This is a genomic window from Blastococcus aurantiacus (assembly GCF_900102425.1).
Taxonomy (GTDB): domain Bacteria; phylum Actinomycetota; class Actinomycetes; order Mycobacteriales; family Geodermatophilaceae; genus Blastococcus; species Blastococcus aurantiacus.
Genome location: NZ_FNBT01000010.1, coordinates 125,641 through 140,980 on the forward strand (window position 1 = coordinate 125,641; position 15,340 = coordinate 140,980).

Consider the following 15,340-nt stretch of genomic DNA (forward strand, 5'->3'; position numbering starts at 1 on the left):
ATGTGGCCGGGCGGTCAGCTGGTGGCGGAGTCGTCGTGCAGACCGGCGGCAGCCGCGCCGGAATCGGGGTCGCCGTAGCCGCCGTTCACCAGCACCGGGCGGCGGCCTGCGCGGGTGAGCAGCGAGGCCGCGATCGCAGCGCGATAGCCGGAGCCGCAGTACACCCAGACGTTTCCGTCGGGGACCTCATCGATGCTGCCGGGCAGGTCGTGGATCGGGACGTGCCGGGAGCCGCGCACCCCGCCTCCGGCGCGCTCGTCGGCGCGCCGGGCGTCGAGCACCACCAGGTCGGGGTCGGCGGCCATCGCCGCGGCCAGTCCGGTGAAGTCGCTGACCGGGTAGGAGCTCAGCTCCCGGCCGGCGGCCAGGGCCTCGGGGCTGCCGACCGCGGCGCCGGCGAGCCGGTCGATGCCGATGCGGACCAGCTCGCGGCGGGCGTCGGCGACCTGCTCCTCGGTTTCCCCGATCAGGGTGATCGGCGCGCCGAAGGGAACCAGCCAGCCGACGTAGGTGACGAAGTTGGCGAGGGCCAGCTCGAAGTTCAGCGCGCCGGGCAGGTGACCGGCCGCGAAGGCCGTCCGGCTGCGCAGGTCGATCACCCACTCGCCGGCCGCCAGCCGCTCGGCCAGCTCCGTGGGGTCCACCGGCCGCGGCATGGATAGGTCCACGGGCGTCGGGCCGACGGCGTTGCCGGGGCCCATGTGGCTGTACCAGGCCGGGATGACGGTCAGCCCGGCGATGAGCTGGTCGACGAAGGTCTGCTCGTCCTGGGTGAGGGCCGGGTTGACGGCGACCTGCTCGCCGACGGTGGAGGAGTCGCCGCTGGTCGGGGTGGCGGAGCAGAAGCTGCCGAAGCCGTGCGTGGGGAAGACCGGGGTGCCGTCCGGGAGCTCGTCGGCCAGCCGGCGCACGGAGTGGTACTGGGCGTGGGTGAGCTCGTCGGTGTGCTCGGGGCCGACCAGGTCGGTGCGGCCGGTGGAGCCGTAGAGCATGGAGCCGCCGGTGAACACGGCCTGCACGTTCCGGTCGGCGTCGGCGAGCACGTAGCTGACGTGGTGGTGGGTGTGCCCGGGGGTGTGCAGCACGCGCAGTCGCATCGATCCGGCCTCGAGCACGTCGCCGTCACCGGCGGGCACCCGCTCGTACTCGACCGTGTCGCCGGCGGGGACGACGTAGTCCGCGCCAACGGTGGTGGCGAGCTCCAGCCCGCCGGTGAGGTAGTCGTTGTGCAGGTGGGTCTCCACGACGAGCGCGATGTGGACGGCCCGCTTTTCGGCGAGCGCCAGCACGCGGTCGATGTCGCGCTGCGGGTCGACGACCACACCGACGCCGTCCTCGCTGATCAGGTAGCTGCGGTCGCCGAGGCCGGTGGTCTCGATGATGTCGATCTGCATAGGTGCTCCTAGGTACGGTACGGGGCAGGGGTATCTGCGAGACAAATGGATGGCTGTCGTCAGACGGTGGGGCGACCTTCGGCGAGCCACTGCGTCATGCCGCCGTCGAGGTCGGCCACGTCGTAGCCCTGGCCCGCGAGGAACTGGGCGGCCTGCGAGCTGCGCCCACCACTGCGGCACACGGTGATGACCGGACGGCTGCGATCGAGCTCGAAGGCGCGGGCGGACAACTGGCCCAGCGGGATGTGCGTGCTGCCGGCGATCCGGCCGTCGGCCAGCTCGCTCGCCTCGCGGACGTCGAGCAGGACGGCCTCGGTGCGGTCGGCGGCCTGGGCGGGGGTGAGCTGCGGGATCTGCGGGTTCATGACAACTCCAGGAGGGGTCAGGCGAGGGAGAGGAACAGGCGCTCGAGCTCGCGCAAGTCGACGTCGCGCGTCTCGCCGTCCTCGTTGGTCGAGCAGTAGCGCATCCCGGTGGAGACGACGGCGAAGCCGGCCTTGCTCAGCGCCTTGGAGGCGGCGGCGAGCTGGGTGACGACGGCCGAGCAGTCCCTGCCGTCCTCGATCATGCGGACGATGCCGCCGATCTGACCTTCGATGCGCTTGAGCCGCTTGACGACGTCGGCGAGTTCGCCCTGGGGGATGTCCACGATCTCAGGATACATACCCCCGGGGGTATGTATCACCAGTCAACGCAGCGGGACCACGACAAGGGCGAGGTTTGGTCACTTCGGCGACCCGGGCCCCCGCCCCTCGCGGGATGGAGACGGCGGATCTGGGGCCGCCCCCGGCGGGCCCGTGAGCGGCGGTAGCGGCGCCTCCTTCGGTGCCTCGACTGGCGCCGGGACTCGACGGACGCAGTCGTCGTCTGGGGCGCAGACGATCACGCGCCATCAGCAAGCCATCCGATGGCCGAGTTGGCCGAAGGCGCGCTGCCGATTCCAGCATCCCGCACTCACGGGTGAGCCATAAGCGGCACCTCCGGGGAGCGAGAACCTCCAGTAAGGCACCAGTACTCGAATCAGGGGCCGGTCCGCCGACTCTCTCGCAATCGAGACTGATCAAACGGGCAGCGGCCAGCTTGCGGGTTGATTACTGGAGAGCGACCGGGGGTCGTTCAACACAGTCGGCGGCATGAAGTTCAGGCAAGTGTCGCCGGCGAACGAAGCCGCATCCAGTTCGATCAATGGGCCCGGGCGCGGGGGCGTTGGCTTCGTTCCTCCAGGAGTGACGCGGTCGATGACAATCGAGGCGATGCGTGCGGCCGTCGTCGCGATTCGCGCTGGCGTCTTTGACGATATCGAAGCAACGGACATCGTCGCGGAGGCGTCGAGAGCCGTGGTCGTTGACGGAGTTGACCGGGAGGTTGGCGTCCACCGTCCCTGGTTGGACGGTACCGCGGGAGGGTCTGTCGCGTTGGTGCTGGCCGCTCACGGTGGAGCGGGCGCATCCACCGTCGCCCTGGCGGTCGCCGAGGCGCTGACGGACAGCGGTCGGGTGCACCTGCTCGACTTCGGCGAGCCCATCTGGTCGGGGTTGGCGGCGGCGGCGAGCATCGAGCTGGGTTCGGAGGGCGCATTCTGGTGGCGCGGCCGTCGTGGACGCCTCGACCTCTCCCGTCTCGCTCGACACCGAACCGACGGAGGACTGCCGTCCCCGCCAGAGCTCGACGGAGGGGCACGGCGACTGGTTGTCGACGCCGGATGGGCGCTAACCACAGCGCTGCTGCAAGCCTGCTCGAACCAGGTGATCTTGCTCGGCGAGCAGGTGGTCGTGGTGACCCGGGTGACGGTCCCGGCAGTTCGGCAGACCGAACGCGCATTGACCGCCGTCGGCAACGAAGCGGTAGTGGCGGCAGTGGGGCCGGCGCGCTGGCCCAGGGCGGTCGAGGCGAGCTGCGGACCACGGCTGGCTGAACTGCGGGCGCTCGGTCGCGTCGTACGGGTACCGATTGACCGGCGGCTGGAAGTTTCGGGCCTCACCGGTGATCGGTTGCCCGCGGCGGTAGCGGCGGCCGGCCGCTCGCTGGCCGTCCTGCTGGCGCCCGCGACGTCGCGCGCTGAGCAGCGCCGTCGGGCGGCCTCGCCGCAGACGGAAGCGGCGGGGGAGACCCGATGACGCTTCGGTGTCGCGGAACCGCAGTGGCGGCACTGCGGGCTGCCTCGATCGTCGCGCTTGCTGTCTGCGGGCTGGTTTGGCTGAGCGCGGGGCCTGCAACAGCTGCACCGGTGGACCTGACGGCGGCGGTCTGCCCGGAGGCGCCACCCGGGATGCAGACTTTTGCCGACGACGTGACCGCCTGGGTGAAGTGGGGCGTGCTGGCGCTGATCGGGATCGGCGCCGTCATTTCGCTGGGGTCCATCCTGGTCGGCCGGATCTTCTCCCACCCCCACGCTTCCCGGTACGGGGCGATGGGCGTCGCGGTGGTCGTGATGGTGGCCATCACCTACACGGTCATCCTCGTGATCCTAGATTCGATCACCGGCAGCGGGTGCACCTGATGCGCGGCCGGAGAGAGATCCAGGTTGGCGGAGTTCCGCCGGCGTGGAGTCCCAGAAAGTTGCTCTCGGTCCTGGCCGCCTGCGCGGTGGCGGGACTACTCGTGCTGGCCGGGCTTGTGTTCACGCTGGTCGGAGCCCTGAGAGGCGACGATCCGACGCGGCCACAGGCTCAGCCCGACTCGAGGACAACGTCGTCTGCAGCCGTCACGGAAGGAGACGCCCTCGCCGCCGCTCCCATGCCAAGCGCCGCCCCGGAGGCGGCTCTGCCCGGCCCGGTGTCGAACCAGGTCGCGGCGGTCATCGAGGTGCCGCGAGCCACCGCCGTCGGTCCGGCCGACGTGCCCACCGGCTTCCCTCGCACGCCGGAGGGGGCACTGGCGCAACTCGCGGCGATCGACGTGACGGCGATGCAGTCCGGCTCGATGGACGGCGTGCGTCAGGTGATCGCCGAGTGGGCCCTTCCAGGTGGACCCACTTCCGAGTCGTGGACCGGCGTCGACGGAATGGCGAGCCTGTTGTCGGCGGCCGGCCTGTCCGGTGCCGGCTCCCCTCAGCTCGCGATCGTCGTCCGCCCGGTGATGGGACTCGTCAAAGGGATGAGCGGCCCGGAGTTCGCAGTGGTGTGCGTGAACTTCGAGTTCACCGTCACGGTGGAGCAGACCTCGCGAATCGCCATCGCCGACTGCCAGCGCATGGCTTGGACCGGAGGCCGTTGGCGTATTGGGGCGGGAGCCGAACCGGCCCCCGCGGCGGCAGCCTGGCCAGGCACTGACGCAGCGATCGCCGTTGGTTGGCGGGATCTGCGCGATGCCTAGGGTCCGACTCGGGCGACGCCGCTGGTGGCCGCGCGTGCGCGGACTGGTTGTCGTCCTGGCGCTCGCGGCGGTGGCGTGGCTGGTGATGGCTGCTCCGGCCTCGGCCGACCAAACGGCGGTGGCGTTTCCCGCGGCTCCGGCGGCAGGGTTCAACGCTCTGCCGTGTCTGCCGATCAACCCGTTCTGCGTGGTCGGCGAGGCAGCCGGTGCTGTCGTCGCCGATGTGTGGACCGACGCCATGTTGGCACTGTGGGACGCCGGCTTGTGGATGCTGAGCCTGGCTTTCTCCGTGGTCGATGCCCTGGCCACCCCTGACTTGTCCGCCGGCGGTCCGTTGGCGGGGGTCTATCCGGTGACCTTCGGCATCGGTGCCACCGTGGCGGCGCTCATGGCGCTGGTCCAGCTGGGCGTTGCGGCTGTGCGCCGAGACGGGCAGACGCTCGGCCGCCTGTTGATCGGCCTGCTGCAGTTCGGTCTGGTTTGGGCCGGCTACGTCGGCGTGGCGGCGCTGCTGGTCACTGGCGTCTCCGGGCTGACCACCGCGCTGCTGCGCAGCCTGCTGGACATCGAGAACATGGCCTCCTTCGACCCGTCGATCAGCGTGAGCCGTGACCTGGTCGACGGCACGGTCGCCACGGTGCTCGGCGTCTCATCGGTCTTTCTGCTGGTGCCCGCAAGCGTGGGCTACCTGCTTCTGATGCTGGTCCGCGAAGCAGCGCTGATCGTGCTGGCGGCGACATCGGCGATCTCAGCCGGTGGCCTGCTGGCACAGACCTCGAGCGCCTGGTTCTGGCGGAGCCTGCGCTGGTTCCTCGCGGCGCTGCTCGTCTCCCCGGTCGCGGTCCTGGTTCTCGGTGTCGGTGTGACCATCACGGAGGGCGTCATTACCGGTGCCGAGGAGACGAGCACCGAGGCCGCGGTCGGCCTGGCCGTGGTCGGTTGCCTCCTGATCCTGCTCGGTGCGATCTGCCCGCTGGCACTGTTCCGGCTGCTGGCGTTCGTCGATCCCGGCACCTCCAGCGGAGCGGCTCTGCGTTCCTCGCTGGCCGCCTCCGGCGGAGTCATGGGCGCGCTGCAGAAGGCCGGTGGCGGGCGAGCGGCCGTGGCCACCGCGGCGGCGGGTGGCGCATCCGGTGGGGTGGCCGCCTCGGGGGCGGCCGTCCGAATGGCCGGGGACCGGGCGCAGGGGGAGTCGACCGCCGACACCGCGACGCAGGGCAGATTTGCCGGCGCGCTGCGTGCGCTGAGCACCGGCACCTCAGGGGCGGGGCGGCTGGCAGCGGGCGTGGCGGCTTCGGCGGCAGACGTGCTGTCGGGCGCCGGAGTCGGACACGCACACCCTTACTACGGGCCGCCGCTGCCCGCCCGGGTACCTGCGCGCGGCAACGGCCACCCCGGAGGGACGGTGCCCCCCGGCGAGCACGGCCGAGGGCCCGGTCCCGATGACGGCGGACCCGGGCAGCCTGGCCCGGGCGGGACGACCGAGAACGGGCACGCTCAGTACCCCGGAGGTGGCCCTTCTGCGCACTGGCCCGCCGAACGCCTCGACGGTTTGGCACCTGACCGACCCGGTGAGAGCGGCCCGACCGGCCCAAGTCAGGACGACGCCCGATGAACGCCGTTCGCTACGGCGACTACTCCCGCGACGTCTCGGGCTGGTTCCTCGGCATGACCGGTGCCCAGCTGGCCCTGGTCACTCTCGCCGGCGTTCCGGCGCTGTTGGCCCTGAACGCGCAGGCATGGGGGCTGTTCGTGCTTTGGCTTCCGGTGTGGGCGCTGCTGGCCGCCGTGCTGCTGGTCCCCATCCGGGGCCGCGCGGCCGGCCGCTGGTTCGGCGATCTCTGTCTGTACGCGATCGGAGGAGCGATGGGCTGGACGGTGTTCGGCGCTCGAGCCGCGTCAGGGACGGCCGAGGACTTGTCCGCGGCGGACCTGCCGGGGGTGCTGGCCGCCATCCGCACCCACGATGGGCCGCCCTACGGCCAGCTGTTCACCCGCCCGGTGATCGTGCAGGACTGCGCGGCGAGGACCTGGGCGGCGGTGGCCCAGATCGCCCATCCTGGGATAGGACTGGCCGAGCCGGACGAGCGAGACCGGATGGGTGCCGGGCTGGCGGAGCTGTGCGAGCTCGCCGCGCGCACCGAACTGGTCGACGTCCTCGCCCTGCAGGTCCGCACCGTGCCCGACGACGGCGCCGAGCGTGCCGCCTGGGAACGAGCCCACACCCGCACGGACTCTTCGCCTCTGGCCGTCCGGGTGAACGCGCTGTTGGGTGCCACCCTCACCCCGGCTGCGGTGCGCACGGAGGCCTTTGTGACCGTCGTCGTCGGCGAGGTACGGATCAGCCGGGCTGCGAAGGAGTCCGGCGGCGGGGTGGACGGCCGCGCCCGGGTTTTGCACGGCGTGATGGCCGAGGTCGAGAGCGCACTGCGCGGCCCGGTTGGCTGCACCACGGTGACTTGGTTGGACTCGGCCGCGCTGGCCGCCGTGGTGCGCACCGGCTTCGCCCCCGGCGACCGCGGCGAACTGATCGCCGCCGACCTCGCTGCCGACGACGGCGCCCAGCTGGCAACCGGGGTGCCGATGGCCGCAGCCGGACCCACCCAGGCCCGGGCCGGGGTACGGCACTACGTGCACGACGCGTGGGCATCGGTCACCGACACCATCCTGCTGCCCGACTCCGGGGCAGTGCTCGGCGCACTGGCCCCTGTGCTGGTGCCCGCGACGGCAGGGGAGCGGCGCTGCCTGACGGTGTTCCTCGCCCCGCTGCCGCTGCACCGGGCCACCCGGCTGGTCGGCCGGGAGGAGATGAGCGCCACCACGGGCAACGAACTCCGCGCCCGCATGGGCTTCCGCCAACGGGCCCGGCAGCGAAGAGATGCAGAGCGGATCGGCGCCGCCGACGAGAAGCTGGCCGCCGGGCGAGCGCTGGTCCGCCCGGCCGTCGCGGCCTGCGTCACCGTGCCCGCCACCTGGCCGGTGGACGAGCACGGCCGCCGACTGGACGCCTCGATCCGTGCCGCCGGTTACGTACCTCTGCGGCTGGACCTGGCACAGGACTCCGGCTTTGCCGCAGCCGCCATCCCGCTCGGCGTGGGGCTGCCCGACCGCAGGGGCCGACGATGAACCGCCGCATTCACCGCGAGGGCCGGGACATCGCCGTCCTGCTTGACGACTTCGGCCACCGACTGCCCGCCGCACCTGACACACCGACGGCGGTGCGGGAGCGCGGGCCGTTCACGGCGTTGGTGCCCCGCCGCGGCCCGCGCGGCCGCGGCCGGGGCCGCGCTGCGACACCGGCGCCGCTGTCGGTGTGGCGGATGACATCGGAGCAGACACCAGTGGTGTGGCCCCTGATCGCCAGCAGTGGACTGCCACCCACTGGAGCGCAGATGGGCATCGATCTGCTGTCGGGCGGAGCGTTCTACTGCGACCCGGTCGGCTGGGTCACCGACGACGACATCCCGGTCACCAACCCCAACGTCGTCGTCTTCGGCAAGCCCGGCCGCGGCAAGTCGGCGACGGTCAAAGCCTTTGCTCTGCGGATGCTCGGCTACGGCTACCGCACTCTCGTCCTGGGTGACACCAAGGACGAGTACGAGCCGCTGTGCCGAGCGCTGGGCGTGGAGCCGTTCGTCATCGGCCACGGACTGTCGGCGCGGGTCAACCCGCTGGCCTTCGGCCCGCTCGGGCACGGCTGGGACCGGCTCGACGCCGCTGAGGCACGCCGCCGTGAGGCCATCATGTTCGCCCGGTGGATCGTGCTGATCCGCGGCCTGGTCGGCTCCCAGCACGTGCCGTTCGGCCCGACCGAGGAGACGGCGGTCGGAGAGGCGCTGCGGCTGCTCACCGGCTACCGCAGCGGCGCCACCCGCCTCACGGAGATCACCATCCCGCAGCTGTGGCAGGCACTGGATGAGCCCCCGGACGAGCTCGTCGCCTGCTGCCGCTACGCCGACCGCCGGCACTTCCTCGATGCCACGCGCGCCCTGCGGGACGCACTCGGCAGCCTGGTCAAGGGCTCGCTGGCCGGGCTGTTCGACGACCACACGTCGATCGAGGTCGACTGGCGCGCACCCATCCAGTCGCTGTCATTGTCCCGGCTGGAGCCGCTGGGGGACGAGGCCGTCGGTATCGCGCTGACCTGCCTGAACTCGTGGGGGCAGGCGATGCGGGAGATCGCCGAACCCGGGGACCTGCGCATCGTCATCCGCGACGAGACCTGGCGGCAGATGCGCCTGGGTGCCGAGGCGATGAAGAGCCTCGACGCCAACCTGCGGCTGTCCCGCCGCGACGCCGACGTGCAGATCCTGCTGGCTCACAAGCCCTCCGACATGCTCACCGCTGGCGACGCCTCATCTCAGGCCGTGGCGATCGCCCGCGACCTGCTGCACCTGTGCGACTGCAAAGTGCTCCACGGCCAGGACCAGGCGGTCGGCGATGAGCTCGGCACCTTGCTCGGCCTGGCTCCTATCGCCCAACGCGTCGTCACGAGCTGGGCGATCGCCGGCAAGGGACGAGCCCTGTGGCTGGTCGGCGACCGGGCGTTCAAGGTTCAGACGGTCCTCACCGAGCCCGAACTGCGGCTGACCTTCACCAACGAAGCCCTCACCGCCGGACGGCCGGCATGAGGGGCACAGCAGAGTCCATCGCACGGGCGTACGCGAGGAGATGGCTGTGGAAGGCCGTTGCACCCGCCGCCGTCCCGCTGTTCGTCGCGCTGACCCTGCTCCTCATCCCGCTGGCGCTCATCGCGGCCCCCGAGGCTCGGACCGAGAGCGCCTCGTCGGCTTGCTCGATCGGTGGCACTGGCGCCACCGTCGCCGGCATCGAGCTGGATGCCGTCCAGATGGGTGCGGCGCAGACCATCGTCACCGTCGCCGCGGCACAAGAGCTCGACCCGTACGCGGCCACCGTGGCGCTGGCCACCGCGTATCAGGAGTCGCGGATCCGAATGCTGGCCAACGACGGCAGTAGCCCGCGACTGACCGCAGAGCAGGCGGCGGTGACCGCGACCAGTTTGACCTACCCGCACGACGGGCTCGGCTCCGATCACGACAGCGTCAACACCTTCCAGCAACGCTGGATCGCCGGCTGGGGCACCGTCGCCCAGCTGATGGACCCGGTCTACGCCGCCGAGGCATTCTTCACCCGGCTCGTCGAGGTTCCGGAGTGGCAAAACGTCCCGCTCACCCAGGCCGCCCAGGCCGTGCAGATCTCGGCGGCAGGCGGCGCATACGCACAGTGGGGGCCGCTGGCCCGTGAGCTGACGGGCATGCTGTGGCCGGCCGCCCAGTCCACCGCGGCCGGGCCAGCCGGCGCGGCGCCCGGCGTCTGCCCTGGGCTGCCCGTGGCAGCTGGGTCGTGGATACGGCCCACCACCGGCACAGTCACCTCCGGCTACGGGTCTCGCCAAGGCGCCCTGCACGCCGGTGTCGACATCGCTGGTCCCCGCGGCAGCCCCGTCTACGCCGCTGCTGAAGGCACTGTGCTGACCGCCGCCTGCACCAGCGCCTACTGCGACCGCGACGGCAGCCTGAGTCTGGCCGGCTACGGCAACCTCATCGAACTCGACCACAGCGCCGGTGTGACGACCCGCTACGCGCACCTCTCCGGCTACACCGTCATTGCCGGGCAGCAGGTTCTGGCCGGGACGCTGATCGGCTTCCAGGGCTCCACCGGCAACAGCACCGGCGTCCACCTGCACTTCGAGGTCCGCACCGATGGCGCCGCGGTTGACCCGGTGCCGTGGTTGGCCGGCCACGGCGTCGACCTGCAGACACCCCACCCCGGATGAGCTCCCCGAGCACGAAAGGCGAAGTAGCCATGCAACGACCTGAGTGGGGACGGCGGCGGTGAGCGCCGGCCGATCGCAACCCGACGTCGGCCCGGCCGGCTGGGAGATCCCCGCAGCCGCTGCGCTGGTGTGGCTGGTGGCCGCGGCGCTGCTCCTGCCTGCAGGCCGCGCCGCTGCCGCGCTCCTGACCAGTGGGGGCTGGGCGTGGCCCGACGGGTCGGCCGCCCTGGTTGCCTCCGTCAACGGGCTGCTCACCGGCGATCGCACCGCAGGCCTCAAGGACACGCAGCTTGCGGCGGTGCCGTCGTCCGCCGCCGTGTACGCGGTCATCGCAGCGGGGCTCGGACTGTTCCTGGCCGGAACTGGAGGAGCGGCATGGGCTTGCCACCGATGGCTGGGTGCAGGGTCTGGCATGGCCTCCTGTGGCCAGGTCGCTGACGTGCTCGGCCGGTCACGTCTACAAGGGGTCGCCTCGGTGGTCCGCCCCGACCTGAACCACGCGCGCCGGCACCGGGCCCGTCGCACCGCACCGACCGACGTGGGCTGGCGGCTGGGGCGCGCTGCCGTCCCGGAAGCGGGGGAGTTGTGGGTGCCCTTCGACCGGGCCACCGGCGTCTACGGCCCCCAGGGGTCCGGCAAGACGCTCGACCTGCTTGCGCCGGCATTGCTCGACGCGCCGGGCGCCGCCCTGGTGACCCTCACCAAGGCGGAGGACCTTCTTCTCACTTGCGACGCCCGCGCCGTAGGCGGCCGCCCGGTTGCGGTGCTCGACCCATTCGGGGCTGTCCCCGGTCTGCCCGAGCTGGTGTGGGACCCGGTTGCCGGCTGCGCCGACTCGATGGTCGCCGAGCGTCGCGCCAAGGCCTTCACCGCCGGCACGCTGACCGGGGCAGTCACCGGTGGTAGCAGCGACAGCGCCGCCCGGTTCTACGCATTCGAGGCGGCCAAAGTGCTGCAGGCCTACCTCCACGCCGCCGCGCTCAGCGGACGCACCATCGAAGACGTCCTGAGTTGGGCCGCCCACCCGCAGGCGACCACACAACCGGCCGACATCCTGCGCAGCCACCCGGACGCCGCGCCGTTCTGGGACGGGCTGCTGCACGGCGCTCTCCAAGGGGATTCCCGCACGGCCGGCAACACCGCCACCACCGTCCAGCAGGCGCTGACGTTGTTCTTCCAGGAAGACATCCGCCGCCGCTGCATCCCCGGTCCCGGTCGCCCGGCCACCGACATCGCCGCGTTGTTGGCCGCGGGCGGCACCATCTATCTGCTCGGCCGCGAAGATCCGTACGCCTCGGCGTCCCCACTGATGACCGCCCTGGCCGAGTACGTCCTCGACACCGCCCTACACCTTGCGGGTGCTGCTCCTACCGGACGGTTGTGCCCGCCTCTGCTGGCCTGCCTGGACGAGCTGCCCTCCACCGCCCCGCTGCCCACCCTGCGCACCCGGATGGCCAACGACCGGGCGCTCGGGATCAGCTTCCTCTACGCCGCCCAGACCTGGCGGCAACTGGTGCTGATCTACGGCGAGGACGAATCCCGCGCCCTGTTCGGGCTCACCAACGTTCTTGTCGCCTTCGGTGGTGGCAAGGACGGCGCCTTCTACCGCGAGCTGGCCGACCTGCTCGGCACCACCCGGGCGCGCCGGACCTCCTACAGCTACCGGGGGACCGGATGGTCGCGGTCCACTCACGGCGAGACGGTGCCAGTGCTGCGACCGGAGGAGATCCGCCAACTGCCAGCCGGCCAGGCTCTGGTCATTGCGGAGAACGCCCCGCCGCTGATCGCGCGGCTCACCCGCTGTCTCGCCGGGCGCCGGGGCGCAGACCTGCGCGCCGCTCAGACCGCGGCCCGCGACCGCGTTGCCGCCGCCCGCGACCGGAACACCGCCCTGATCGACCGGCGGGATGCGGACGCCGTCCGCACGGACTTGCCCCCGACCGAGGGACCTACGCGATGACCGCCCCTGACACCGCTATCCGGTTTCCGACGCCTCCGCGGGAAATCCGTCGGGCCTTCGAGCAGCTCGGGAAGGCCGAGGAGGCCGGCCTTGCGCCGACCGCCGTCCATCTCCTCGACCGCCCCTGGGACCCGGCGACGTGCTCGACGCACGTGCGGGCTCAGCTGTGGCCCTGGCTCGACGAGGTCGCTGCCTGGCTCAACTACGCGTACGCCTGGCAGACCGTGCACACGGTTCCCTCCTGCTGGCCCGCCCACCCCCACCTCGTCCATGAACTGGCTGTGCTCGCCTGCCTGCGCGTCACCGCTGCCGGCGCCACAGGTCCACATCCCCTGGAGGAGTGGCACCGCTACGCGCTGCCTGCCTTCCACGCCCGCATGGCCGAGCGGCTCGGCATCGGTTGCCCACCCGGCCGGCACACGGACTGGCCGGCTCGCTCCTGGGCTGCCGACTACAGCAACACGCAAGCGACCGCGTGGCGACGGGCGTTGTTTGACAGCGACCTCTGCCGCACCTCGAGCACGGGCCACATCCGTGGACTGGCAGAGGGCCGTTCATGAGCGGCAAGCGTCGTTCCGACCGGGGCGATTGGGTGTCGCTGCTCGACGGAGTGCGGGTCAGCCGCGGCTGGATGAGCCGGCACGTCCCGAATTTGCTGGCCGCCTGGCGTGACGCACGCACTACCGAGGCCCGACGTGCGATCGCCAAGCGGATCCTGAAGGTCGCCGCCCACCTGGAGAGCGAGGACATCGCCGACGCAGCCAGTGAGCCGGCCTTGCGAGAGCTCGTGATCCGGATCGATGCTCGACTCGTCCGCGGCCCCGACTGGCTTCCGCTGGCCGCCGCGCTCAGCCGCGCCGCTTTCGCCGGCTACGACGTGGCCGCGAGGCTGCCAGTGCTGGCCGCCGCCGCGCCGCTGCCCGCTCGGCACCCCGCCCGGGAGCTGCACTGGCGGCTGCTCGGCGATTGTGCAGCCGCCCTCCTGACGCTTGCCGCCGCCGATTACCACGCGATGCCCGCCCACGGCTCCTTGGTCGTCCACAGCCGGGTCGGTTCTCCACAGATCTGCCGCGGAGCTTCACCGGCCGGCCGCGGCGACGCAAGCTTCGGCACCACCGGCCCCGGAGGAAGGGACACGCGATGACCGTCGACGCGGCCAGCGACCCGCTCAGCTATGCCGCATCCCTGCTCGACGCCGTCGGCGCCGACCGCGAGCAGGTGCCTGCCGACATAGCCCTGGACTGCCTGTACGCGGCGGAACTACTGGAACTCGCCGGCGGACGCGCCCGAACGACCCCGCTCGTCGACGGGGACCCGGCCGCCAGCATCCGTGCCGCCATGGGAGCACTGAGTCTCCTGGACGACGACACCTTCGCCGCCGGTCCGGTCCTCGACGCTGCGCGCGCTGCCCGGCAGGCCCTGCGACGGCTGGGCTGACCCGTGGCGACCACCTTGCAACAGCTTCTCGACGGCCTGACCCAGCGGGCCACCATGCCTTCACCCTCGGCGACGATCGCGGACATCACAGGCTCGCTGGACCACCTGGGCCGAGCGCTCACTGGTCTGGCCCAAGACGGGATCACCCCAGGCGACAGCTCGCGGCAGCGCACCACCGCTGAACTCGGCGCCGCCTGCCTCACCGCCGGCCGGCTGTGGCCGCACACCGGCGGACCACTCACCGACCTCGCTGGAGCCGCCGCCGACCTCGTCGGTCGCGACCGCGACATCATGGGTCGCTCCCACCGGTGGGCGGTCACCGTGGAGGTCGCCGAGGCGGCCGACCACTGCGCGCGCCTAGGTCGCCATGTGCTGCCGGAAGCGGCGGCGCCGGAGCTGGCCACCGTCCGCGAGCTGGCCGTCACCGTCGAGCGGATCGCGCAGGTCGAGCCCCCGACCGCCTCGGCCTTCGTCGTGCTCGACCGCCTGGTTGCGCAACCCTGGACACCGGGCAACGCATCCGAGACAACCGCCCTCGACGCATCCGCCGCCCTCGTCGGGGCAATTGAGCGATCTCGACGCACCGATGATCTGTCCTTGCGCGACTTCCGTGCCGCCGTCGCGGCCGCCGAGATCATCAGCCGCAGCGCCGGTGCCGTCACCGCGGCTGCAAGCGGCGACGATGCGGGACCGTTCCTGGTGACGGGGCTGGCCTGGCAAGTGGCCGGCCGAGCCAGCACGGTGTTCGACGACGGGCGGGGAGCAGGACCGATCGATGCCCGAGGCGTCGTTGCCTGTGCACGAACGCTCGCTGAGGCGGTGCGCCGGGATGCTGGCCATCTCTCCGACGCCGGGGCCCTCGAGGAGGATCGCGACCTCCCGAGCGTGGCAGCCAGCGTCCAGCCGGTCACCGGACAGCTGCCGGTCCTGGCCAACCACCTCACCGCGGCCGTCGACCGCTGGTCCCTCACCGGACGGCTATACGCCTCGGCCCGGGACCTGCCACCCGTGAACAACATGCCGGAGGACCGGGTGCAGGCAGTGATTGTTGGGCGTCATGTACAGGCCGTAGGCGCCGACCTCGACCATCTCCGGCAGACCGTCGTCAGAGCCACAGAACTGTCCACCGGACTTGCCGACGCTTTTCACCGCGCCGCCGTGGCCGGCCCGCCGGCTCAACGACATCAGGCCGCCCTCTACGTCCGGGAAGTGCGAGCGTCCGGCGTCCCCGAGCGCCTACTCCGCCACGCCCAGGCCGTTGAACGGGACATCGCTACGATCCGGTCCCCGCATCAGGTGCCGTGGAATGCCTCGCCGTCCCGGTAGCCGATCGCCTATTGAGACGTCGCCAGAACTTTCGGCCAGCCGGGCGTGGGGAGAGGCCATTGCCTTGTGTCAGTCATCCTCGCCTGGTGCTTCCGCACTTCAGCCGCCGAA

Annotated in this window: 15 protein-coding genes; 12 read left to right on the forward strand and 3 right to left on the reverse strand. The window is 71.8% G+C overall.

Annotated elements, in window-relative coordinates:
* Positions 1–14: 14 nt before the first annotated feature.
* From BLS70_RS18760 to BLS70_RS18770, 3 genes are read right to left on the reverse strand one after another with little or no spacing between them, the layout of a single operon-like run.
* Positions 15–1,394 (reverse strand): MBL fold metallo-hydrolase, encoded by a 1,380-nt coding sequence (locus tag BLS70_RS18760; RefSeq protein ID WP_091771047.1) that lies wholly within the window; start codon positions 1,392–1,394, stop codon positions 15–17.
* 59 nt (positions 1,395–1,453) lie between these two features.
* Positions 1,454–1,759 carry a rhodanese-like domain-containing protein gene (locus BLS70_RS18765; protein ID WP_091771049.1) on the reverse strand — a complete coding sequence of 102 codons (306 nt, stop codon included), beginning with the start codon at positions 1,757–1,759 and terminating at the stop codon, positions 1,454–1,456.
* 17 nt (positions 1,760–1,776) lie between these two features.
* Positions 1,777–2,043, reverse strand: coding sequence for a metal-sensitive transcriptional regulator (locus BLS70_RS18770; protein WP_218122501.1), 267 nt, complete (start codon positions 2,041–2,043; stop codon positions 1,777–1,779).
* A 589-nt stretch (positions 2,044–2,632) separates the two neighbouring features.
* Here BLS70_RS18770 and BLS70_RS18775 point away from each other — a divergent pair.
* The 12 genes from BLS70_RS18775 (at position 2,633) to BLS70_RS18830 (ending at position 15,229) form a co-directional block, all read left to right on the forward strand.
* The gene (locus BLS70_RS18775) at positions 2,633–3,511 is read left to right on the forward strand and encodes a hypothetical protein (protein ID WP_091771053.1); all 879 of its coding nucleotides are present in this window, start codon (positions 2,633–2,635) and stop codon (positions 3,509–3,511) included.
* Between the two features lie 23 nt (positions 3,512–3,534).
* On the forward strand, positions 3,535–3,894 hold the full coding sequence (locus tag BLS70_RS18780) for a hypothetical protein (RefSeq protein ID WP_255362578.1): 360 nt from the start codon (positions 3,535–3,537) through the stop codon (positions 3,892–3,894).
* A 275-nt stretch (positions 3,895–4,169) separates the two neighbouring features.
* The gene (locus BLS70_RS18785) at positions 4,170–4,709 is read left to right on the forward strand and encodes a hypothetical protein (RefSeq protein WP_255362579.1); all 540 of its coding nucleotides are present in this window, start codon (positions 4,170–4,172) and stop codon (positions 4,707–4,709) included.
* 34 nt (positions 4,710–4,743) lie between these two features.
* Complete coding sequence (locus BLS70_RS18790) at positions 4,744–6,324, forward strand: hypothetical protein (protein WP_255362587.1); 1,581 nt, start codon at positions 4,744–4,746, stop codon at positions 6,322–6,324.
* Positions 6,321–7,835, forward strand: a complete 1,515-nt coding sequence (locus BLS70_RS18795; RefSeq protein ID WP_091771059.1) for an SCO6880 family protein — start codon at positions 6,321–6,323, stop codon at positions 7,833–7,835. Before BLS70_RS18790 ends, BLS70_RS18795 begins: the two co-directional genes overlap by 4 nt.
* Entirely contained in the window at positions 7,832–9,340 is a 1,509-nt protein-coding gene (locus BLS70_RS18800; protein WP_091771061.1) for a putative type IV secretion/conjugal transfer ATPase, read from the forward strand. Before BLS70_RS18795 ends, BLS70_RS18800 begins: the two co-directional genes overlap by 4 nt.
* Positions 9,337–10,506, forward strand: a complete 1,170-nt coding sequence (locus BLS70_RS18805; RefSeq protein WP_091771063.1) for a M23 family metallopeptidase — start codon at positions 9,337–9,339, stop codon at positions 10,504–10,506. The genes BLS70_RS18800 and BLS70_RS18805 overlap by 4 nt, the downstream gene beginning before the upstream one ends.
* 136 nt (positions 10,507–10,642) lie before the next feature.
* Positions 10,643–12,466 (forward strand): type IV secretory system conjugative DNA transfer family protein, encoded by a 1,824-nt coding sequence (locus BLS70_RS18810; RefSeq protein ID WP_255362580.1) that lies wholly within the window; start codon positions 10,643–10,645, stop codon positions 12,464–12,466.
* Positions 12,463–13,026, forward strand: a complete 564-nt coding sequence (locus tag BLS70_RS18815) for a hypothetical protein (protein ID WP_091771065.1) — start codon at positions 12,463–12,465, stop codon at positions 13,024–13,026. Before BLS70_RS18810 ends, BLS70_RS18815 begins: the two co-directional genes overlap by 4 nt.
* Complete coding sequence (locus tag BLS70_RS18820) at positions 13,023–13,610, forward strand: hypothetical protein (protein ID WP_091771067.1); 588 nt, start codon at positions 13,023–13,025, stop codon at positions 13,608–13,610. The genes BLS70_RS18815 and BLS70_RS18820 overlap by 4 nt, the downstream gene beginning before the upstream one ends.
* The gene (locus BLS70_RS18825) at positions 13,607–13,903 is read left to right on the forward strand and encodes a hypothetical protein (protein ID WP_091771069.1); all 297 of its coding nucleotides are present in this window, start codon (positions 13,607–13,609) and stop codon (positions 13,901–13,903) included. The genes BLS70_RS18820 and BLS70_RS18825 overlap by 4 nt, the downstream gene beginning before the upstream one ends.
* 3 nt (positions 13,904–13,906) lie before the next feature.
* Positions 13,907–15,229, forward strand: a complete 1,323-nt coding sequence (locus tag BLS70_RS18830; RefSeq protein WP_091771071.1) for a hypothetical protein — start codon at positions 13,907–13,909, stop codon at positions 15,227–15,229.
* Positions 15,230–15,340 lie beyond the last annotated feature (111 nt).